This window comes from Bacillus pinisoli, from assembly GCF_023036475.1.
Lineage (GTDB): Bacteria > Bacillota > Bacilli > Bacillales > SA4 > Bacillus_BS > Bacillus_BS pinisoli.
The window spans coordinates 262,609-283,201 of sequence record NZ_JAJQKI010000003.1; the positions used below are offsets into that span (position 1 = coordinate 262,609).

At 37.8% G+C, this 20,593-nt stretch carries 18 protein-coding genes; 1 reads left to right on the forward strand and 17 read right to left on the reverse strand.

Annotated elements, in window-relative coordinates:
* Nucleotides 1–42: 42 nt before the first annotated feature.
* The 7 genes from LT143_RS05910 to LT143_RS05940 all read right to left on the reverse strand — a co-directional run bounded on the left by LT143_RS05910 (nucleotide 43) and on the right by LT143_RS05940 (nucleotide 6,311).
* Entirely contained in the window at nucleotides 43–501 is a 459-nt protein-coding gene (locus tag LT143_RS05910) for a hypothetical protein (protein WP_246941113.1), read from the reverse strand.
* A gap of 4 nt (nucleotides 502–505) precedes the next feature.
* Nucleotides 506–1,294 (reverse strand): hypothetical protein, encoded by a 789-nt coding sequence (locus LT143_RS05915; RefSeq protein ID WP_246941116.1) that lies wholly within the window; start codon nucleotides 1,292–1,294, stop codon nucleotides 506–508.
* 227 nt (nucleotides 1,295–1,521) lie between these two features.
* Entirely contained in the window at nucleotides 1,522–1,998 is a 477-nt protein-coding gene (locus LT143_RS05920; RefSeq protein ID WP_246941119.1) for a MaoC/PaaZ C-terminal domain-containing protein, read from the reverse strand.
* Nucleotides 1,999–2,087: 89 nt separating this feature from the next.
* Nucleotides 2,088–3,026: a malate dehydrogenase gene (gene mdh / locus LT143_RS05925; protein WP_246941122.1), complete on the reverse strand. Its 939-nt coding sequence runs from the start codon at nucleotides 3,024–3,026 to the stop codon at nucleotides 2,088–2,090.
* Between the two features lie 69 nt (nucleotides 3,027–3,095).
* Nucleotides 3,096–4,367, reverse strand: coding sequence for an NADP-dependent isocitrate dehydrogenase (gene icd / locus LT143_RS05930; protein WP_246941125.1), 1,272 nt, complete (start codon nucleotides 4,365–4,367; stop codon nucleotides 3,096–3,098).
* Nucleotides 4,368–4,446: 79 nt separating this feature from the next.
* Nucleotides 4,447–5,565, reverse strand: a complete 1,119-nt coding sequence (gene citZ / locus LT143_RS05935; RefSeq protein WP_246941128.1) for a citrate synthase — start codon at nucleotides 5,563–5,565, stop codon at nucleotides 4,447–4,449.
* 287 nt (nucleotides 5,566–5,852) lie between these two features.
* Complete coding sequence (locus tag LT143_RS05940; RefSeq protein ID WP_246941131.1) at nucleotides 5,853–6,311, reverse strand: DUF441 domain-containing protein; 459 nt, start codon at nucleotides 6,309–6,311, stop codon at nucleotides 5,853–5,855.
* A gap of 479 nt (nucleotides 6,312–6,790) precedes the next feature.
* Between LT143_RS05940 and ytvI the strand changes: the two genes are divergently transcribed.
* The gene (ytvI, locus tag LT143_RS05945) at nucleotides 6,791–7,909 is read left to right on the forward strand and encodes a sporulation integral membrane protein YtvI (RefSeq protein WP_246941134.1); all 1,119 of its coding nucleotides are present in this window, start codon (nucleotides 6,791–6,793) and stop codon (nucleotides 7,907–7,909) included.
* Between the two features lie 44 nt (nucleotides 7,910–7,953).
* Here ytvI and LT143_RS05950 read toward each other — a convergent pair whose 3' ends face one another.
* The 10 genes from LT143_RS05950 to dnaE form a co-directional block, all read right to left on the reverse strand.
* The gene (locus LT143_RS05950; RefSeq protein ID WP_246941137.1) at nucleotides 7,954–8,925 is read right to left on the reverse strand and encodes a nuclease-related domain-containing protein; all 972 of its coding nucleotides are present in this window, start codon (nucleotides 8,923–8,925) and stop codon (nucleotides 7,954–7,956) included.
* Between the two features lie 125 nt (nucleotides 8,926–9,050).
* A complete protein-coding gene (locus LT143_RS05955; RefSeq protein WP_246941140.1) occupies nucleotides 9,051–9,308 on the reverse strand; it encodes a hypothetical protein in 258 nt (85 codons plus the stop codon).
* Between the two features lie 41 nt (nucleotides 9,309–9,349).
* Complete coding sequence (locus LT143_RS05960; RefSeq protein ID WP_246941143.1) at nucleotides 9,350–9,739, reverse strand: FxsA family protein; 390 nt, start codon at nucleotides 9,737–9,739, stop codon at nucleotides 9,350–9,352.
* A gap of 290 nt (nucleotides 9,740–10,029) precedes the next feature.
* Nucleotides 10,030–11,784, reverse strand: coding sequence for a pyruvate kinase (pyk, locus tag LT143_RS05965; protein WP_246941146.1), 1,755 nt, complete (start codon nucleotides 11,782–11,784; stop codon nucleotides 10,030–10,032).
* Between the two features lie 33 nt (nucleotides 11,785–11,817).
* Nucleotides 11,818–12,777, reverse strand: coding sequence for a 6-phosphofructokinase (gene pfkA, locus LT143_RS05970; RefSeq protein WP_246941149.1), 960 nt, complete (start codon nucleotides 12,775–12,777; stop codon nucleotides 11,818–11,820).
* Nucleotides 12,778–13,096: 319 nt separating this feature from the next.
* The gene (gene accA / locus LT143_RS05975) at nucleotides 13,097–14,074 is read right to left on the reverse strand and encodes an acetyl-CoA carboxylase carboxyl transferase subunit alpha (RefSeq protein ID WP_246941152.1); all 978 of its coding nucleotides are present in this window, start codon (nucleotides 14,072–14,074) and stop codon (nucleotides 13,097–13,099) included.
* A complete protein-coding gene (gene accD, locus LT143_RS05980; protein WP_246941155.1) occupies nucleotides 14,068–14,931 on the reverse strand; it encodes an acetyl-CoA carboxylase, carboxyltransferase subunit beta in 864 nt (287 codons plus the stop codon). Before accD ends, accA begins: the two co-directional genes overlap by 7 nt.
* Nucleotides 14,932–15,000: 69 nt before the next feature.
* Nucleotides 15,001–15,624, reverse strand: coding sequence for a FadR/GntR family transcriptional regulator (locus LT143_RS05985; RefSeq protein WP_246941158.1), 624 nt, complete (start codon nucleotides 15,622–15,624; stop codon nucleotides 15,001–15,003).
* A 9-nt stretch (nucleotides 15,625–15,633) separates the two neighbouring features.
* Nucleotides 15,634–16,875, reverse strand: a complete 1,242-nt coding sequence (gene ystJ, locus LT143_RS05990) for an NADP-dependent malic enzyme (RefSeq protein ID WP_246941161.1) — start codon at nucleotides 16,873–16,875, stop codon at nucleotides 15,634–15,636.
* 96 nt (nucleotides 16,876–16,971) lie between these two features.
* Nucleotides 16,972–20,319: a DNA polymerase III subunit alpha gene (dnaE, locus tag LT143_RS05995; RefSeq protein ID WP_246941164.1), complete on the reverse strand. Its 3,348-nt coding sequence runs from the start codon at nucleotides 20,317–20,319 to the stop codon at nucleotides 16,972–16,974.
* Nucleotides 20,320–20,593: the final 274 nt, after the last annotated feature.

The following is a 20,593-nucleotide window of genomic DNA, read 5'->3' on the forward strand; positions in this document are numbered from 1 at the left end:
CTTTTTGTCTTTTCTATGCATGAAATTCTACTTCTTAATTAACTACTTAATCTTCGCTACACCCATGGCATAATGCCCCCATAATATCTCTTCTACAAGTTCAGACATTGAATTGGGGCAATCAATAATAAGGATGACCTCGGAGTGCTTCCCTTTTAATACTCGCTTCTTCTTCTTATAGACCACTTCGATATATAGCCGGATGGCTAATCCTAGCATAAACCCTACAAACGCTCCAATTAGCCCCCAATATATAGGTCCCCACGCAAGTTCAAAACCTATACTCGCTCCAATCACCGAAAATGCTGTACCTAGCGCCATCCCTATATCAACAACCGACACCCCATCTGCACTACTAATCGTATCAAAAAATCTTCTATCTTCCTGACGATTGTCAAGTGGAACCGCAAAAATAGATTCTTGTTGTACTCCATGTTTCTCTAGTGTTTTAATTGCTAATTCGAGGTTAATTGTATTTTCAAAAGTTGAGAATATTTGCATAGAATCACTTCACTTTTTGTCCCCTTCTAATTTGAAATCGGGAAGATTGGTAATTTTCTGTTAAGTATTTCCGTTGTTCTTTATCATACAGTTTATTATTTTCAACACTATTTATATAGGCATCATAGGCTGAAAACCCGTATACCGAGGGGAAAAATAATAACCATTTCATTTCCAAGACTTCAGTTGATTCTTTTATCTTACCTAAAAATAATAAAGAAATAGCTTCAAGACCATGTGAATAGTAAAAAAAGACAACCAACCATACAACAACAAAAAACGCAGAGATAATTCTATGAATATATAGTTGCCCAAGACCTGGTGTGAACATAGACCACATTACAGCCATTGCTGGCTCACGCCTGTCTAGATAATTAATCTCCATCGCACCTATACTAAATGAATTAAATTTATGATTCTCTCGTTCAGCTAGAATACAAACCTTATTCAAATCAACAGTCGTCCTGTAACTATCCCAAATTGCAAACAGATAGACAGGGATATAAATCAATAACCATCTTGTATCCAAAACTTCTTTAGCTAAATCAATTTTCCCTTGAAACGAATAGACCATGGCTGTGTTAATATTTGCATTGATATTAACTACCACTTCCCAAATAAACAGAACAAAGCCTCGTATGTATTTTGAAAGCAGGAGATGACCAAAGCCTGGAAACGCAGCACTCCACCAGCCAATGATATAAGGATTCCTCAAATGAATTTGTGTGGTCCCTAGAATACTAACATGTGCTCGGTATCTTCTTGCGGTGTTGTCACTTGTATAATTGTCCATATGGAGCTCACCTAAAAGTTATCATATTTTCACTTATTCTTCTCTTTGTTTATCGTTACTATTCTCTTTAGAAAGTACAATATTTACGGTGGTTATGTTTCAAATTCAAGTTGGCTATTCTCATAGAAATCAGAAAAGACCTAGCACTAGGCTAAGTCTTTTCCAGGTAGAGTCTGTATATACGATCATTTTGTTTTAAGAGAGCCATTTATAAGATGTTGGTCTATTTAAAAATTCTCTAGAGCAGATCCTGTAAACGTTTCTACTAGATATGGTGGAGCGATTTTTAGCTTTCCATTTAGGACGACATCTTGCTCTTCATCAACAGCCTCTATATACATTTCAACTTCATTATGCTTGACATCTATGGCAGTAATCTCAAATAAGAATTTTATAGTTGCGTAGTGGTAGACTGGTTTAATAAATTTTATCTGTTGTTCATTAATGGTACTACCCGGCCCTGGTAAATACTTAGATACTGCCGCAGTGATAATACCAGTGAGCATAATACTCGGTACAATAGGTTTCTTAAATGGTGTTTGTGATGCATAATCATGTTGTATAAAAAGAGGATTAGAATCATTTGTTAACCCCAAGTATAGTAATAAATCTTTATCCTCTATCTTCTCAGTAAGTGTTAATTTCTCACCAACACTCATTTCCCCTATTTTCCGACCTGGCTTTCTTTTCTTTCCTAATAACATAACATCCCCTCCTACCTTTATCGCTAATACTATAATTATGAAACCGTTTACATGATAAATGAAGAAAAAAGGGGGTACAATCCCCTTTTTTAAGGTAATACTGCCATTACACTCTTTACAGAAGCGGCAGATTTTGCAAGAGCTTGCTTTTCTTCTTCTAGTAAATCTAGCTCAATGACTTTTTCTAATCCGTCACCACCAATAATAGTTGGGACACCCAAGTATAAGTCACTAAATCCGTACTCACCTTCTAAATAAGCAATGGTTGGTAGAACACGCTTTTGATCTTTTAGTATGGCTTCAATCATCTCTACTAAAGAAGCAGCAGGTGCGTAATAGGCACTACCATTTCCTAATAGGTTGACAATTTCTCCGCCACCTTTTCGAGTACGTTCAACTATCTTTTCTAGTCGATCTTTTGGTATTAATGTTTCAAGAGGAATGCCTCCAGCATACGAGTAACGTACAAGTGGTACCATATCATCACCGTGACCACCTAATACGAAACCTGTTACATCCTTAACAGAAAGGTTTAATTCTTGCGCTACGAAAGTACGGAAACGAGCCGTATCTAAAACACCTGATTGACCAATCACTCGGTTCTTAGGGAAGCCCGACTCTTTGAATACAGTGTATGTCATGGCATCAACTGGGTTAGTTAATACAATGATAATGCTCTCAGATGAGTGTTTTACAATTTCTTGAGTAACACTCTTCATGATTTTAGCATTTGTATTAACAAGATCGTCACGACTCATACCTGGCTTACGAGCAATCCCTGCAGTTATCACTACGATATCAGAGTTTGCTGTATCAGCATAATCGGAAGTACCAATAATATTTGCATCAAATCCTTGTACTGGGCTTGCTTCAAGCATATCTAATGCTTTCCCTTTAGTCGGATTTTCAAGGTTAGGAATGTCAACTAAAACCACATCACCAAGCTCTTTTTGAGCTGCCATTAATGCTGTTGTTGCTCCAGTGAAACCTGCGCCAATTACAGAAATCTTTCTACGCTTGATCGCCATCTTAAAATCCTCCCTTGTGTTCTTTCGTATGAAGAATGCTACCTCTAAGACAGAGGTAGCAACTTTTCATTAAGCCATATTTTCAATTAGAGCATTACCAAACTCTGAACATTTTACTTCAGTAGCCCCGTCCATTAGACGAGCAAAGTCATAAGTTACAACTTTAGAAGCAATTGTCTTTTCTACAGAGTCCATAATTAATTTAGCAGCTTCATGCCAACCAAGGTGTTCTAGCATTAATACACCTGATAATAGAACTGAAGATGGATTTACTTTATCTAATCCAGCATACTTTGGAGCTGTACCATGAGTAGCTTCAAAGATTGCGTGACCAGTTTCGTAGTTAATGTTTGCACCTGGAGCAATTCCAATTCCACCAACTTGTGCAGCTAGTGCATCTGAAATATAGTCTCCGTTTAAGTTCATTGTAGCTACAACATCAAACTCGTCTGGACGAGTTAAGATTTGTTGTAAGAAGATATCAGCGATTGAATCCTTAACGATGATTTTACCAGCAGCTTCAGCATCAGCTTGTGCTTTGTTTGCAGCATCTTTACCTTGCTCTTCTACGATGCGGTCGTATTGAGCCCAAGTAAATACTTTATCTCCAAACTCTTGCTCTGCTAATTCATAGCCCCAGTTCTTGAATGCACCTTCAGTAAATTTCATGATGTTGCCTTTATGAACAAGTGTTACTGACTTACGGCCTTCGTTAATTGCATAGTTGATTGCCGCACGCACTAAACGCTTAGTCCCTTCTTCAGATACTGGCTTAATTCCAAGACCAGAAGTTTCAGGGAAACGGATCTTATTCACACCAAGTTCAGTTTGAAGGAAGTTAATTAGCTTTTGAACTTCTTCAGAACCCATCTTGTACTCAATACCTGCATAGATATCTTCTGTGTTTTCACGGAAAACAACCATATCTGTTGCTTCAGGACGTTTAACCGGTGATGGAACACCTTGGAAGTAACGTACTGGGCGTAAGCAAGTAAATAGGTCTAGCTCTTGACGAAGAGCAACGTTTAATGAACGGAAACCTCCACCAATTGGAGTTGTAAGAGGTCCTTTGATTGCGATTATGTATTCACGGATTACATCTAACGTTTCGTCTGGTAACCAAGAACCAGTTTGGTTAAATGCTTTTTCACCAGCAAGTACTTCTTTCCATTCGATCTTCTTCTCACCATTGTAAGCTTTTTCAACAGCTGCATCTAATACTTTAGAAGCTGCAGCCCAGATATCAGGACCAATTCCATCTCCTTCAATGAAAGGAATAATTGGATTGTTTGGTACGTTTAGTGTGCCGTTTGATACTGTAATTTTTTGACCTTGAGTCATTGCTTAATACCCCCATTAGTTGTAATTGTTGTAGCTAGAGTATATTGCTCTAGCTACATTCATGATAAACGATTAGATCTTATGCACGTTGTTCAATTGGAATATATGCTTGTTTTCCAGGACCTGTATAATCAGCACGTGGGCGGATAATACGGTTATTTTGGTATTGCTCAAGGATATGAGCTAACCAGCCTGAAACACGACTTACTGCAAAGATTGGTGTAAATAAATCATGGTCGATTCCAAGGCTATGGTACATGGATGCAGAGTAGAAGTCAACATTAGCAGGAATACCTTTTTGACCTGTAACCATCTCTTCAATTTTAACTGACATATCATACCACTTAGGCTCACCAGTCAATGCTGTTAATTCTTTAGACATTTTCTTAAGATGCTTTGCACGCGGATCTCCACTTTGATACACACGGTGTCCAAAGCCCATAATTTTTTCTTTATTATTCATTTTTTCAGTAATGTAAGCTTCTACATTAGAAACTTCACCAATCTCAGAAAGCATTTTCATAACTTGCTCATTAGCACCACCGTGAAGTGGGCCTTTTAGCGCGCCAATAGCAGAAACAACACCAGAATACACATCGGCTAACGTTGCTACACATACACGAGCTGTGAATGTTGAAGCATTTAATTCATGGTCAGCGTGGAGAACCAATGCTTTATTTAATGCTTCAATAGCAATAGCGTCTGGCTCTTCTCCATTTAGCATGTAAACAAAGTTTGCAGCAAAACCAAGGTCAGTGCGTGGTGCTACTGGCTCTAATCCCTTACGGATACGTGAGAAAGCTGCAACAATTGTTGGGAGTTTCGCTTGTAAGCGAATTGCTTTGCGGTAATTTGCTTGCTCATCCATAACGTCTGCTTCTTCATCATAAAGACCTAGAAGTGACACAGCCGTACGAAGTGCTCCCATTGGATGTACCTTATCAATAGGATATGTAGTAAATGAATCTAGCACCCCTTGTGGTAGTGCTGCATTTTCAGCTAGTTGTTTCGTAAGTTCGTCTAATTCTGATTGATTAGGTAACTTACCATGCCATAATAAATACACAACTTCTTCAAAGCTGGCATTCTCTGCAAGTTCGTCAATATTGTACCCCGAGTAAGTAAGAACATCATCAATGATAGAACTAATAGACGAAGTTGCTGCCACAACGCCTTCAAGACCACGTGTTGCTGTCATAATAACCTCTCCTTTTGGCTAGTTATTTTTTTCCATCCCAGTCTCTTTTCTAAAGTAAATGCTTACATTTTATCGATGTAAAAATATCTTACAAACTGCTAACGAACAGTTTATTAAGATACGAGGAAGGATGATTCTAATAATGATAGAAACTATAAACACCCTTTAATTATAAACAATTTAGTAATTTTTGTGAATCAATATAAGGAAATTCATGAAATAAAATATTATTACACTAAACTATTTTAAGATGTTTTTCTCTATCACTTAAGCTTTATATGTTTGTTTTACAACAAATCCACCATTTTTATGGCAAAGTACGTTATACCTGCACCTATAAGCGGGCCTACTGCAACTCCTTTAAATACAGCTACTGCTAGTATGGTTCCGAGAACTAATGCTGCCGTAATATGAGGCTCTGTACTTAATAATGTAATCCCATTTCTTGCGATGAGGGCGACAATGACACCAGATATAAGTGCAATCCATGCATAAGGTGACTTAAGAGAATCAAACAACTGCTTAAACCCAATCTCCCCTGTCGCAATGGGAACTAGAACAGCAATCGTAATAATGGTTACACCCCAGTTTATTCCCTTTCCTTGTATTTGAGGAAACAGTTTATCTCCAATTCCAACAATTTTAATGAGTAATAAGAAGGCCACCGCAATCATTAATGACTGATTTTTAGCCAAAAATCCAATGACTAAAAGTATTCCAAGAAACAAATATGGCTGTGTTAACATGTACTCACTTCCCTTCAAACGAAACCATTTCATGTTACCATATTCTTTTTTTGTAAAGGCTATTTTCTAAAACTTTGTTTCTTTTTAGACTACTTTATCTGAAGATTAGCTTATTCTAAACGATAAAATGGCATATTTATCGTTTAGAAAATAGCAACTATCTCTATCTAAAGCACTAGACATGTACTACCGAGTAAAAATCCGGCTTTTGGGATTTTTACGGAAGCAACATTCTTTACAAAATTAGCCTTTTGTAAAGGCTATTTTCTAAAACTTTGTTGCTTTTAGACTACTTTATCTGAAGTTTAATTTATTCTAAATGATAAAATGGCATCTAGAGCACTGACTACTGAACTGTCGAGAACGAAAAGAGCTTATACAACAAGAAGTTATTTTTCTAGGAAAGAAGGATATTACTTTATTTCACACTATGCTCATTGTAAAATATTACTATATCCGAAATGTAAGGAGGTTCGTGCTTGAACTATAGGCTTGTTTACCAAATATTACGTTTCTTACTTGTAGTGGCTATACTAGTCGGAGGCTTTCTAGCTTGCTACTTTTTATCAACGATTACATACCCATTTATTATTGCCTTAGTGATCGCTTATATGATTAATCCACTTGTAAATATTTTAGAAAAGAAGATAAAAATGCCTAGATACTTGGGTGTGTTTATCGTGTTAGTTCTAGTGTTTGCAGTGATTGCTGGATTGCTAACCCTATTGATTGCAGAAATTATTAACGGTTCAAATTATCTAGCAGTGAATGTCCCAGAGCACTTTGAGAAACTCGTAACGTATATTGAGCAGTATTTTTCCGCACAAATTATCCCGCTTTATAACCAATTAGCTAACACATTTGAAAATCTTGATCCGAGCCAAAAGGAAACCATTAGTTCTAATATTGAGTCCTTTGCTGCCAATGTCATTCAATCGGGAAGAGAAGTACTTGAAAGTATCTTAACAAGTATTCCAAAAGCCGTTGCCTGGATCCCAAATGCAGCAACTGTTATCATCTTTGCTCTATTAGCTACATTTTTTATTAGCAAAGATTGGGAAAAACTAAACGAACGGTTTTCCAAACTTATGCCAAAAAAAGCTCGTGAAAGTGGAAAATCAGTATTTATTGATTTGCGTAAAGCATTATTCGGTTTTATTAAAGCACAGGCAACACTCATTTCCATTACAACAGTCATTGTATTAATTGGATTACTATTTTTAAGAGTAGAGTATGCCATTACCGTTGCATTACTAATAGGAATTGTTGATATATTACCCTATTTAGGGACGGGACTTATTTTTGTACCATGGGTCATATACTCCTTTTTTACGGGTGATGTCGCCTTTACCATTGGTCTACTCGTGCTTTATATCATTGTCATTGTCCAAAGACAAATCATGGAGCCCAAAATACTGTCATCAAGTATTGGATTAGATCCTCTAGCCACATTAGTAGCACTGTTTGTAGGTTTTAAGTTATTTGGATTTCTTGGACTCATTATCGGTCCAGTTACGCTAGTCATCGGGAAGACATTACATACCGCAAACGTGTTTCGAGATATTTGGAATTATATTATTGGAAAAAAGATAGTGTAAAATAGAGGGGAGAAAGAAGAGTCTGGGGAGGCTCTTTTTTTTGTTTATTCCAGTAAACTGTGTAATTCGTATATTCTGCCTTTAAAATTACCTAAATGCTGAATTTTCATAGAGGAAAGTATTCTTGAGGCTATAGTGATTGATTCCAACTCTAAAAACCTTCTTGCTTTTTGATTCGTAACTATTGGTCTTATTAATAGAGCATAGTCTCTTAATGACGCAACATGAGCATCCTTACTTTTATACCCACAAATTGTACAAATCCAGCTTCCATAATTCCGTTTCATTTTAAGGCTAAAACAGTTCATACAATGTACTCCAGTCAATAATTCGTTTTCAAGAATTAAATAATGTTCTAGTAAATTAGAATATTGTAATTCATGTTTTCTTAAGAATAATCTGGATAATTTTTTGAGCTCCTTCATTGAAATCTTTTCTTGGTTATATTTCTTATTAAGATATTCTACTTTTTTAGGTAGATTTGCACTATGAATTACCTTTCTAGATAATTGACCAGACTGAGTGGGCGTTTTTATGATAGTGTGAGGATTACTTATCAGTACGAGGGTTTCAATGGGGAGCGCGGGTATACCTTGAAGAGAAATCCAGTTTTTTAGATTTTCCTTTTGTCTTTCCACTTGCAGTATAGGATCCGGGAATGCTTCTTCTTTATCATTAATAATTCTTATCATTTGATTAAACTCAGTATCAAACACTAACGTACCTAATAAATTTTTCACTTCAAGAATGAGAATAAAAGCTTGTGATAGTATTACACAGTCAATTTGGAAGTACCTCTTTCCATCATATAGTCTCAGATTGTTTATGATTAAATATTCATCATCTGGGAGGTAATCTAAGAAATAATTCAGTGAGACTTCTCCTTGGTAACCCGCCTTTCTCTTCTTAAGAGACTCCTCAATATGATGTATCTTAGGGTGATTCTTAGGTATTCTTCTTAACAAGGCTTCTAATCTAAGTATTTCAATAGGTGTCTTTCTTTCTTTAATTATCATGAATTCACTCCTTTTTTTTTGATAAATAGTAATTCATTTTTTTAAGCTGAAACCCTGCCTCTAGTTAGATTTTTTTTCGTATTTTACAAAATGTGTCGTTTTGACGTACTTTCTTACGGGCTGGCTCATTTGTTTGCGACTTCAATAAATTTTCTTGCGACTTTTTTATTTTTCTTGCCGCTTGGGCCTGGTTTCTTGCGACTCGACCTTTTACTTGCGACTTCATCACTTTTTCTTGCGACTTTGTTATTTTTCTTGCCGGTTGGGCCTGGTTTCTTGCGATTCGACCTTTTACTTGCGACTTCATCACTTTTTCTTGCGACTTTGTTATTTTTCTTGCCGCTTGGGCCTGGTTTCTTGCGACTAGCTCTTTTACACCCCAAACAAAAAAGCCCTCCCAACAGAGGACTCACTACCCAACCTATCACCTAATAATTGTAATTGTATTTCGGTCAATCATTGCACGGATCATGTTCACAATAAATGGTTTCACCCATGCTCTTGTTTGCGGGAAAAGCAGGATAAATCCGATTGCATCTGTGATGAAGCCAGGGGTTAGTAGCACGACTCCCCCTACTAGGATGCAAAGCCCGTCAATAATAGCATCACCTGGGACTTGACCTCTTGAGATTTGCAGTTGCACAGCCTGTATCGCACGGAGGCCTTGTTTTTTCGCTAACCAGGCTCCAAGAACGCCTGTACTAATGATTAATAGAATAGTGACCGCCACACCAAAAGTTTTACCAGAAAGAATCAAAAGGCCAATTTCCAACGCAGGAACGATAATAATTAGAGCAAGTAAAAGTCTAAACATATTTGTCCTCCCACCTTGCTTAGTAAAATAGTAAGGCTCTTTTCTAAAACTTTGTTGCTTTTCAATCTTATATTTCAGCAATTTCGCCAAATATAATATGATTAAACTGATTTTTTAAAGCTTAGAAAAGAGCAACTTCCTAAATTTATAGCAGAGATTTTGTCTTAACATGTAAAAATCCGGCTTTTGGGATTTTTACGAAAGCAACAATTTTTACAAAAAACAGCCAATAGTAAAAAAGAGAGGGACAACTCCCCTCTCTTCACTATATCATACATTTTCGGTTTTCATTACAAAACACTTGCATGGCCACTATAAATTGCGCCTCTAGAAGCGTCAACAGTTACATCTTGCCCATCTTTTAGAAGAGTGGTTGCTCCTTCTACCCCAACAATAACAGGAATTCCGAGGCTTAGTCCTACGACCGCAGCGTGACTAGTTAGGCCACCTTCTTCTGTGATTAGAGCAGATGCTTTTTCAAGAGCTTCCATCATGTCACGGTCGGTACTGTTTGTAACGAGCACTGCCCCTTGCTTCATTTTTTGGTTAGCTTCTTCTCCGCTATGGGCAATGACCACTTTACCGAATGCCGTTTTACGGCCGATCCCTTGTCCTTTTGTAATGATATCACCTACAACATGTACCTTCATAATATTCGTTGTACCAGATTCACCTACTGGGACACCTGCTGTGATGACAATTGTCTCACCATATTTAACAAGGCCTGAGTTAATAGACTCTTGAACAGAGATTTCAAGCATGTCATCAGTAGTCGTTGCTTTTTCACCAATTTGAGCAGTTACTCCCCAAACTAAAGCAAGCTTTCTTGATACACCTTCCTCTGAGGTCACCGCAATAATCGGAGCTTTCGGACGGTACTTAGAAATCATACGTGCAGTATGACCGCTTTCCGTCGGAGTGACAATAGCCGATACATTTAAGTTTAAAGCTGTATGAGCAACCGACTGCCCAATCGCGTCTGTAATAGTTGTCCCACTAATACGACTTCTGTTTTGTAAAATGTCTTTATAATGTAAGGCTTGCTCTGCACGAGACGCAATATTATGCATCGTTTTAACAGCTTCTACTGGATAGCTACCCGCAGCTGTTTCTCCTGATAACATGATTGCATCTGTTCCATCAAAGATAGCATTCGCTACATCACTTGCTTCTGCACGTGTCGGACGAGGGTTTCTTTGCATAGAATCTAACATTTGAGTAGCCGTGATGACAGGCTTTCCTAGTGCATTACATCTTTTAATTAACTCTTTTTGTACTAAAGGTACTTCTTCTGCAGGAATCTCAACACCTAAATCTCCACGAGCTACCATTAGTCCGTCTGAAACCTCTAGGATTTCCTCAATATTATCGACACCCTCTTGGTTTTCAATCTTTGGTACGATGTGAATATGAGACGCTTGATTCTCTTCTAGTAATTCACGAATCTCTAATACATCTGAAGCACGACGTACGAATGAAGCTGCAATAAAATCTACGCCCTGCTCTATTCCAAAACGGATATCGTTAGCATCCTTATCTGTCATACCAGGAAGGTTTACCTTTACGTTTGGTACGTTTACACCTTTTTTATTTTTAATTGTTCCACTGTTTTGTATTTCAGTATGTATTTCTTTGTTACCTATTCCAATAACTTTTAGTTCAATTAGACCGTCATCAAGAAGAATGCGCGATCCTTCTTTAACGTCATGAATTAAACCTGGATAGGAAATAGAAAAGCGAGAAGCTGTTCCCACTACTTCTTCCATAGAAAGTGTAACCTTTTCTCCAGCTACGAGTTCGGCAGAGCCATTTTCGAATGTATGGGTTCTAATCTCAGGTCCCTTTGTATCTAATAAAATCCCTACCGTCTTACCTGTTTGCTTTGCCGCTTCACGTATGTTTTGAATACGTGCACCGTGTTCCTCGAAATCACCATGAGAGAAGTTTAATCTTGCTACATTCATACCAGCCTCAATTAACTGAACAAGCTTTTCCACCGTTTCACTCGCTGGTCCAATCGTACAAACAATCTTTGTTTTCCTCATTTTTACACGTCCTTTTAGAGTATCTTGTTACTATTAAATAGAAAGCTCTGTTGATAGTTGATACATAGATAAGTCCACTTCATGCTTCTGTGCAAGAGCCTCAGAAATTGAGAAATCCACAAGCTGATTATTCTTAATACCAACTGCACGTCCTGCTTTACCCTCCATTAAAAGTTCAACCGCTTTTGCTCCTAGTCTACTTGCTAATACGCGATCGGCAGCAGTCGGAGAACCCCCACGTTGAATATGTCCCAAAATACTTACACGAGTTTCAATATTTAATGAAGACTCAATCTGCTTACCAATGTCTACTGCACTTCCTACACCTTCCGCTACGACAATGATACTATGACGCTTACCACGTTCATGTCCTCTTTCTAAACGAGCAATGACCTCGTCCATTTTGTAGTCAGCTTCTGGTATTAAAATCGTCTCTGCTCCACCTGCAAGACCCGCCCATAAAGCAATATCTCCAGCATGGCGACCCATTACCTCAATAATATAGGTACGTTCATGAGAAGTAGCTGTATCCCGAATTTTATCAATAGAATCAATAACTGTATTCAAAGCCGTATCAAAGCCAATCGTAAAATCAGTGCCTGGGATATCATTATCAATGGTACCTGGTACCCCTATGCAAGGAAAACCATGCTGCGTTAGCTTTTCTGCTCCGCGATATGAACCATCTCCACCAATAACAACAATACCTTCTATTCCAAATTTATTAAGTTGTTCAATTCCTTTTTTCTGGCCTTCTTCTGTTTTGAACTCTTCTGACCTGGCTGAATACAGGACTGTACCACCACGATGAATAATGTCTCCTACAGAGCCCAATTCTAATTTCTTGATTTGTCCTGCCATTAATCCAGAATACCCTTGGTAAATCCCATACACCTCAACATCATGGAAAATAGCCTTTCTAACGACAGCACGGACAGCCGCGTTCATTCCTGGTGAATCTCCACCACTTGTAAGTACTCCAATTTTTTTCATTCTGTCACCTCATAACCTTTTATAACTGCATATGGAAATAGTATTAATATGTATCAATAATGAAGAAATCATAAGTGTAGTATGTGATAGAAGGTATTGCTTTCATTCCACCGTAATTAAAATAGCATGAAGAATACAACAAAACAATAGCTTGGAGATTTGTTCAACCAATATAGGAAAAACTTTCCTCAATAGGTTACCCTTAACAAAGTTTTTATCATTTTAGGATAATTAAGCAGACGTTTTCAGGGGATTAGTATGACTTATTTAATGAAATAAAATATGCATTTCCATTAAGTATGGAAATGCATATTTTTCATTATGGAGTCACAACGGTTTCGTTAATAAACGAATATTCCCCAAGGACTCTATACTTGTCATATCGATGTTTGACAAGTTGTTCTTTGCTAAGTGTCGTTAATTCCTGTAAGGATTTCTTTAAGTAGTCATCTACAAGACGCGCTTGTTCTCCGACTTGTCGATGTGCACCACCCTTAACTTCCGGAATGATGTCATCGACAACTCCAAGTTCCTTTAGATCTGGAGCTGTGATTTTCATTGTTTCAGCAGCCTTTTTGGCTAAGCCGGCATCTTTCCATAATAGTGCAGCAGCACCTTCTGGAGAAATTACCGAATACCATGAATTTTCAAGCATAAATACATGGTTTCCTACACCAATAGCTAACGCTCCACCACTAGCACCTTCACCTATAACAATACAGATAACTGGAACGGTTAAGCCTGCCATCTCAAATAGATTTTTGGCAATGGCTTCTCCTTGTCCTCTTTCTTCTGCGGTTTTTCCAGGGAAAGCACCCTTTGTATCTAAGAAGCAGATAATAGGACGATTAAACTTCTCAGCTTGCTTCATTAAACGTAAAGCTTTGCGATACCCATCTGGATGTGGCATACCAAAGTTTCGTCGAAGATTTTCCTTTGTATCACGGCCACGTTGGTGCCCAATTACCGTTACAGGCAATCCATGATACTTAGCAACTCCAGAAACGATCGCTTCATCGTCACCATAGAACCTGTCACCATGGCATTCAAAGAACCCTGTAAACAAATGATTTATATAATCAAGTGTCGTAGGACGCGCTGGATGTCTTGCAATTTGAACTCGATCCCAAGGTTTTAAGTTACCATAAACTTCGCTTTCTAGCTTTTCTAACCTAGCTTCTAGCTTTTCAATTTCACTAGAAAGATCAACGTCAGCATTTTTCGTAAACTCTCTTAATTCAGCAATTTTCTTTTTTAGCTCGGTCACCGGTCGCTCAAACTCTAATTCTCCTAACACTCTAGCTTCCCTCCCGGTTCATGAATATCTAGAATATTACTTAACGTTTCCTTCATATCTAGTCTGTGAATAACAGCATCTAATTGACCATGTTTTAATAGAAACTCTGCCGTCTGGAAATCCTCAGGAAGATCCTCACGAATGGTTTGTTCTATGATTCTTCTTCCAGCGAATCCGATTAGAGCACGGGGCTCCGCAAAGTTATAATCGCCGACCGAAGCAAAGCTTGCTGTGACTCCACCTGTAGTTGGATGAGTCATCACTGATATATAAAGCAATCCTTGATCGCTAAATCTTTTTAAAACCGCGCTTATTTTAGCCATCTGCATTAGGCTTAATACCCCTTCTTGCATACGAGCTCCACCTGATGCTGTGAAAATAACAAACGGAATTCTTTTATCCATCGCGCGTTCAATCGCTCTGGCTATCTTTTCTCCTACAGCTGAACCCATGCTGGCCATACGGAAGGAAGAGTCCATGACAGCGATAGCTAGCTGATGGCCGTTCATCGTTCCCTCACCCGTCAATACCGCCTCGTTTAATCCTGTTTTTTGTCTGTCTTTTTCTAGTTTACTTAAGTAATCAGGAAAACCTAATGGATTCTCTGAAATCATATCCTTGTCATATTCTCTAAACGTACCTTCGTCTAATAAACTCTCAACTCTCTCAAAAGCTGTCATAGGATAATGGTAATCACAGTGCATACAAACTCTTAAATTCTTGTTCAATTCTTTCGTGTACATAATCTTTTTACAACTTGGACATTTCGTCATAATTCCTTCAGGTACCTCTTGTTTGCTTTGTTCTGAAGGAATCGTTGCATATTTCTTCTTTTTCGTGAACAAATCTTTTAACATGTTTTTCCCCCCTTAACGTTAGTGAGAGTTGAATATTTATCTATGAATGGTTGAATTATTTCTGCTTTATTAGCAGTCGTTACGGAAAATGGTTATATTTCTATATTCCTGCAAAGCATTCTTGATCTTACCCGCCTCGATTGACTCTACAATACTTTCAAAGATGGCATTATCCATTTCACTCGCATGATTCGTCGAGCTATTTGCATATTCAGAGAGCAGCAGCCAAATCTTTAATAATAGTCGATTATTGGTCAGAATAAGCAGTTGTCTTGCAAACTCCTCTATAGCCATTTTAGGCTGTTTTTGTAGCAATAATTTCAGCTGATGAAGCTTCTCTATAGAACATTCTTCACAGGCCATTCGAATTCCTTGTTCTTCAATGATTTGTTTTGTTTCAAGCAAATCATCTTTGGCCTTCTCATTTCGAAGAATAAAGCTACCGATGAGTTCAACTAAATGATGACCTCCGAAGTCTTTTACAAATGTACCCTCGCCTCTTCTTGTCTCTATTAAGCCTAGTAGTTCTAGAGCTCGTAAAGCTTCCCTAACCGAGGACCTTCCGACACCTAGGCGTTCAGAAAGTTCCCTTTCCGATGGAAGTTTAGCTCCCGGTTCAAGAGCGTCTGTTTGAATAATAGTATGAATTTGTTTAATTGTTTCAATATAAACTTTTGACTGTGGAATGGACACAGTTTATACTCACTCACCTTTTCCGATAATCGCAAGCTGTCTTGTCTTCTCGGCAACTTCTTCTGGATCAACTTCAATTCTAGCAACACCTGTTTCCATCGCAGCTCTCGCAACTGCAGCAGCTACTGCAGGCGCTACTCGAGGGTCGAATGGAGCAGGGATGACATAATCATCTTTTAGTTCAGCTTCTGTAATTAAATCTGCTATAGCTTCTACAGCCGCAATTTTCATTTGTTCATTAATATGAGTCGCTCTTACATCAAGAGCTCCTCTAAAGATTCCTGGAAATGCGAGTACATTATTAACCTGGTTAGGAAAATCAGATCTTCCTGTACCAATAACTCTTGCCCCTGCTTCTTTTGCATCATCTGGCATAATTTCTGGATTTGGATTTGCCATGGCAAAGATGATTGGATCCTGGTTCATCTCACTTACCATTTCTTTTGTTAAAGCACCCTCTACAGAAACACCAATAAATACGTCTGCATTTTTCATAGCATCTGCTAGAGTACCATCTACTTTATTTCGGTTTGTGTATTTAGCTACTTCCTCTTTCACACTGTTCATTCCAAAAGGACGCCCTTCATAAATCGCACCTTTAGAATCACACATAACGATGTCACGTACTCCGTAAGAGTAAAGTAGTTTTATAATAGCAATTCCAGCGGCACCAGCACCATTTGCCACGACCTTAATTTCTGACATGCTCTTGCCAACTAATTTTAATGCATTAACAAGACCCGCTACCGTCACAATAGCTGTTCCGTGTTGGTCATCGTGAAAGATAGGAATATTCGTTTCTTTCTTAAGTCTTTCTTCTATAACAAAGCAATTAGGTGCTGCAATATCTTCTAAATTTACACCACCAAAAGTTGGTTCTAATAGTTTCACTGTTTCGATAATTTTTTCAACGTCCGTTGTGTCAAGACAGATAGGGAAAGCATCTACACCTGCAAAGCTTTTAAAGAGCACAGCCTTTCCTTCCATAACTGGTAATGCAGCTTCAGGTCCAATATTACCTAAACCTAATACTGCCGTTCCATCGGAAACAACTGCCACCATATTCCCTTTCATTGTGTATTCATACACTTTACTCTTATCGTCGTATATAGCTTTACAAGGTTCTGCTACACCAGGTGAATAAGCAAGACTAAGATCTTTTGCATTTCTTACTGGAACTTTTGAATTAGACTCTAGCTTCCCTTTATGAATTCGATGGATATGTAATGCCTCTTCCCTTAAAGTAGACATACTCTCACTCTCCTATTATTTCATACGTGATCAAAAAGTGGTCTGACCACGCTGACTATTTTACAATAATAACAAATTTTAGCGATATGTAAAGAACTAATAGGCTTTTAATACCACATTTTTGTCGCCTATCACTTCTTTAATTTTTTCTAAGCACTCGTTTACCGGGTTAACATGATAAGGTTGCGGAAGCCTAATCGTTTTTTTCGTTTCTACATAATATAGGACAACCTCTGTATTACCATGATATTCAGTAAATAGCTGTTTTAATTCTTCTAATTTATTTTGGTTCTCAAGACCCGGTTCAATTTTAATAAATAGGCTTTTTTCTCGGTAGGTTCCTTTTAGCTCTTCCATCGTTTGGACCTTTTGGACAATAAATTGTGGCTCTCCATTTCTTACGTCCACTTTACCTGATAATAATAAAAGAGAACCTACTGTAAGATGTGTATGGTATTCCCGGTACGTCGTAGGGAAAACGGTACCTTCTAGTTCCCCACTCTCATCATTTAACACAAGAAAGGACATTTGCTCTCCTTTTTTAGTTCGTATCGTACGTTCACTACCTACTAAAGCAACAATGGTTACCTTCTTATTAATATAGTTCTCTTTTGCCACTTGAATGGTAACAGGATCATATTCTCTCCAATATTTTTCATAAGCAGCGACAGGATGAGTTGATAAATAGAGACCCAATGCCTCCATCTCAAATTGTAATTTCTCCTCATCTTTAAAAGGTTCCATTTGAATATACTGAGGTTTCAACAATAGTTCTTCTTCAAAGGAAAAATCTAATTGATCCCCGCTAGATGGTTTTACAAGTTCAGCATAATCTAGAGCGACATCAATGCTAGCAAGTAAAGTCGAGCGTTCTTGTCCAAATTCGTCAAGGCATCCTGCAAAAATAAGCGATTCTACTGTTTTTCTATTTGGTAGGACCCGAACACAGAAATCGAACAAATCGTCAAATGGACGCGATTTTCTTTCTGCTATAATCTTTTTTACCGTTTGGCCACCTACACTTTTAATAGCAGCTAAGCTAAAACGAATAGACTGTTGATAAACTTGAAAACCATAAAAACTAGCATTTATTGAAGGCGGTAAAACTTTTATTTGTTTGCTTTTGGCTTCTCGAATATATTGAGCGATTTTATCATCATTTCCAATTACGCTCGTTAATAACGCTGCTGTAAAATATAAGGGGAAATTTGCTTTTAAATAAGCAAGATGATAGGCAACCATACTATATGCTACGGCGTGACTTCTATTGAAGCCATAGTTTGCAAATTTTACAATTAGATCATACACTTCATTAGCTACCAACTCTGTATAACCTACTTCTAAGCTTCCTTTAACAAAATGCTCTCGTTCGGCCTGTAAGACATCCGCCTTTTTCTTACTTACTGCTCTTCTTAATAAATCTGCTTCCCCTAATGAAAAACCTGCCATCAAAGAGGCAATTTGCATAATTTGCTCCTGATAAACAATAACACCGTTTGTACTTCGTAATATGTCCGCAAGATCTGGATGCGGATAAGTTATCCGTCGATGCTTGTTTTCAATATAAACAGGAATGTTTTCCATTGGACCAGGACGGTATAAAGCATTAACTGCGACAATGTCCTCAAAATGTGTCGGCTTTAGGCGTTGAAGCACACTCCTCATACCTGAGGACTCTAACTGGAATACTCCAGTTGTGTCACCCTTACCAAGTAAAGCGAATGTCTTTTCATCATCCAAAGGAAAATCTTCTAGTTCAAGCTTTACTTTCTTTTCCCACTTGATAGAGTCTAGTATCCGTTGCAAGATTGTCAGATTTCTTAGCCCCAAGAAGTCCATTTTTAATAGACCCATCTCTTCAAGAATTTCCATAGAATATTGAGTTAAGTAAACACCTTGGGATCCGTCTTGGATGGGAACCAATTCAGTCAAAGGCTTTTCACTAATAATGACTCCTGCTGCATGTGTGGATGTATGCCTTGGAATACCTTCGAGCTTAAGTGCAACCTCGAACAGTTTTTGGGTCACACTAGATTGCTGAATATGTGTTTGAAAGGCTTGTGATTCTTGATAAGCTTCTCTTAATGTAATTCCTAATCTAGAAGGTATCTTCCTAGCAATGGCATCTGCCTCTTTTGGAGAGATTCCCAACACTCTGCCAACATCACGCAAGACAGCCTTAGTCGAGAGTGTTCCAAACGTGATAATCTGAGCAACATGAAGAGAGCCATACTTTTGAGTTACATATTGGATTACTTCATCTCTTCTGTCGTCTGGAAAGTCAATATCAATATCGGGCATCGAGATCCTTTCAGGGTTTAAGAATCGCTCGAATAAGAGTTGATATTGGATTGGATCTACATTCGTAATCTTTAACGCGTAAGCAACTAATGAACCTGCTGCAGAACCACGCCCAGGTCCTGTTAAAATTCCTTGATCATGAGCATATTTCATGAAATCCCAGACAATTAAAAAATAATCACTAAATTCCATCTGTTTTATAATTTGGAGTTCATACGTTAGCCTTTTATGATACTCTGGCTTGTCTAAACCTCGGTCTTTCAAGCCTTCTACACATAACCGCTCTAAATACTCATCGGCACGTTCAGACTCTGGCAGGGGATACTTTGGTAAAAAGCGTTGGTTAAGAGGAATGGTAATCTCACACTCATGGGCAATTCTACATGTGTTCTGAAGTGCCTCTTGTTGACTCGCAAAAATATCATTGATCTCTTCTTTTGATTTAAAGTAGTATTCATTTGATGGTAGCTTTTCTCTAGTAGAGTCTGACATTTTTTCTCCGTTTTTAATCGCTACTAAACACTCATGAACAAATGAATCTTCTTGAACTAAATAATGAACATCATTAGTAGCAACTAGTGAGATGCCCAGTTCCTTGCTTATTTCTTTAATAGGATCTTCGATTAGTCGTTCTTCTTCTGTTCGATGAAATTGAAGAGATAAGAAAAAAGAACTACCGTAAATGGACTTAAACTGTGCGGCAATGTTTTTAGCTCGATCTATATCTTGTTGTAAGATGGATTCCTCAATTTCACCTTGAATTCCAGGAGTTATGGCAAAAACACCTTCCTTGTAAGCTGCTAACCATTTTTTTAATACGGCCTTACGTCCCATTGTTTGTACAACACTGCTAATTTTCATTAGATTTTGATAGCCTTTATAGTTCTTTGCTAACAAAACTAAAGGGAAGACTTTTTGTTCGTGTTCGTCCTCATATACAGAAACTGTTAAACCAATAATGGGCTTAATTCCTTTTTTCAAGCATTCTTTATAAAAAGGAATAGCTCCGTAAAGGTTATTGTCATCAGTAATGGCTAATGACGTATATCCCATTTCAACAGCCGCTTGGACAAGGTCCTCTATTTTGCAGCTACTTGATAATAAACTGTATGAGCTTTTCACTTGTAGATGAACAAAGTCCATGTATTCTCACCTTCAATCGCCTTCTATTTTAGAGTCATTATAACTTTATTATGTATTCTTATGCCGAGATTTTGGCTTGCTTAAAGATTTCAAGTAGTGATGCTCCATGAAGACATCTGCTTTTCTTTTGTCTAGCAGCTGTCCCCAGTTCCTCGAGTCAAATAACCCTCGGATCATTAAAAGGAAAAATCACCCTTTTTATTATCCGAGGAACATTTGCTTGTCGGAACTGATCGGGGGACATCTGCTTTTCTTGTCTAGCAGCTGTCCCCAG

What these genes read in the sequence shown, in the direction of transcription:
- LT143_RS05910 (WP_246941113.1), bottom strand. Translation starts at nt 501, where the DNA reads ATGCAAATATTCTCAACTTTTGAAAATACAATTAACCTCGAATTAGCA.
- LT143_RS05915 (WP_246941116.1), bottom strand. Translation starts at nt 1,294, where the DNA reads ATGGACAATTATACAAGTGACAACACCGCAAGAAGATACCGAGCACAT.
- LT143_RS05920 (WP_246941119.1), bottom strand. Translation starts at nt 1,998, where the DNA reads ATGTTATTAGGAAAGAAAAGAAAGCCAGGTCGGAAAATAGGGGAAATG.
- mdh (WP_246941122.1), bottom strand. Translation starts at nt 3,026, where the DNA reads ATGGCGATCAAGCGTAGAAAGATTTCTGTAATTGGCGCAGGTTTCACT.
- icd (WP_246941125.1), bottom strand. Translation starts at nt 4,367, where the DNA reads ATGACTCAAGGTCAAAAAATTACAGTATCAAACGGCACACTAAACGTA.
- citZ (WP_246941128.1), bottom strand. Translation starts at nt 5,565, where the DNA reads ATGACAGCAACACGTGGTCTTGAAGGCGTTGTGGCAGCAACTTCGTCT.
- LT143_RS05940 (WP_246941131.1), bottom strand. Translation starts at nt 6,311, where the DNA reads ATGTTAACACAGCCATATTTGTTTCTTGGAATACTTTTAGTCATTGGA.
- LT143_RS05950 (WP_246941137.1), bottom strand. Translation starts at nt 8,925, where the DNA reads ATGATAATTAAAGAAAGAAAGACACCTATTGAAATACTTAGATTAGAA.
- LT143_RS05960 (WP_246941143.1), bottom strand. Translation starts at nt 9,739, where the DNA reads ATGTTTAGACTTTTACTTGCTCTAATTATTATCGTTCCTGCGTTGGAA.
- pyk (WP_246941146.1), bottom strand. Translation starts at nt 11,784, where the DNA reads ATGAGGAAAACAAAGATTGTTTGTACGATTGGACCAGCGAGTGAAACG.
- pfkA (WP_246941149.1), bottom strand. Translation starts at nt 12,777, where the DNA reads ATGAAAAAAATTGGAGTACTTACAAGTGGTGGAGATTCACCAGGAATG.
- accD (WP_246941155.1), bottom strand. Translation starts at nt 14,931, where the DNA reads ATGTTAAAAGATTTGTTCACGAAAAAGAAGAAATATGCAACGATTCCT.
- ystJ (WP_246941161.1), bottom strand. Translation starts at nt 16,875, where the DNA reads ATGTCTACTTTAAGGGAAGAGGCATTACATATCCATCGAATTCATAAA.
- dnaE (WP_246941164.1), bottom strand. Translation starts at nt 20,319, where the DNA reads ATGGACTTTGTTCATCTACAAGTGAAAAGCTCATACAGTTTATTATCA.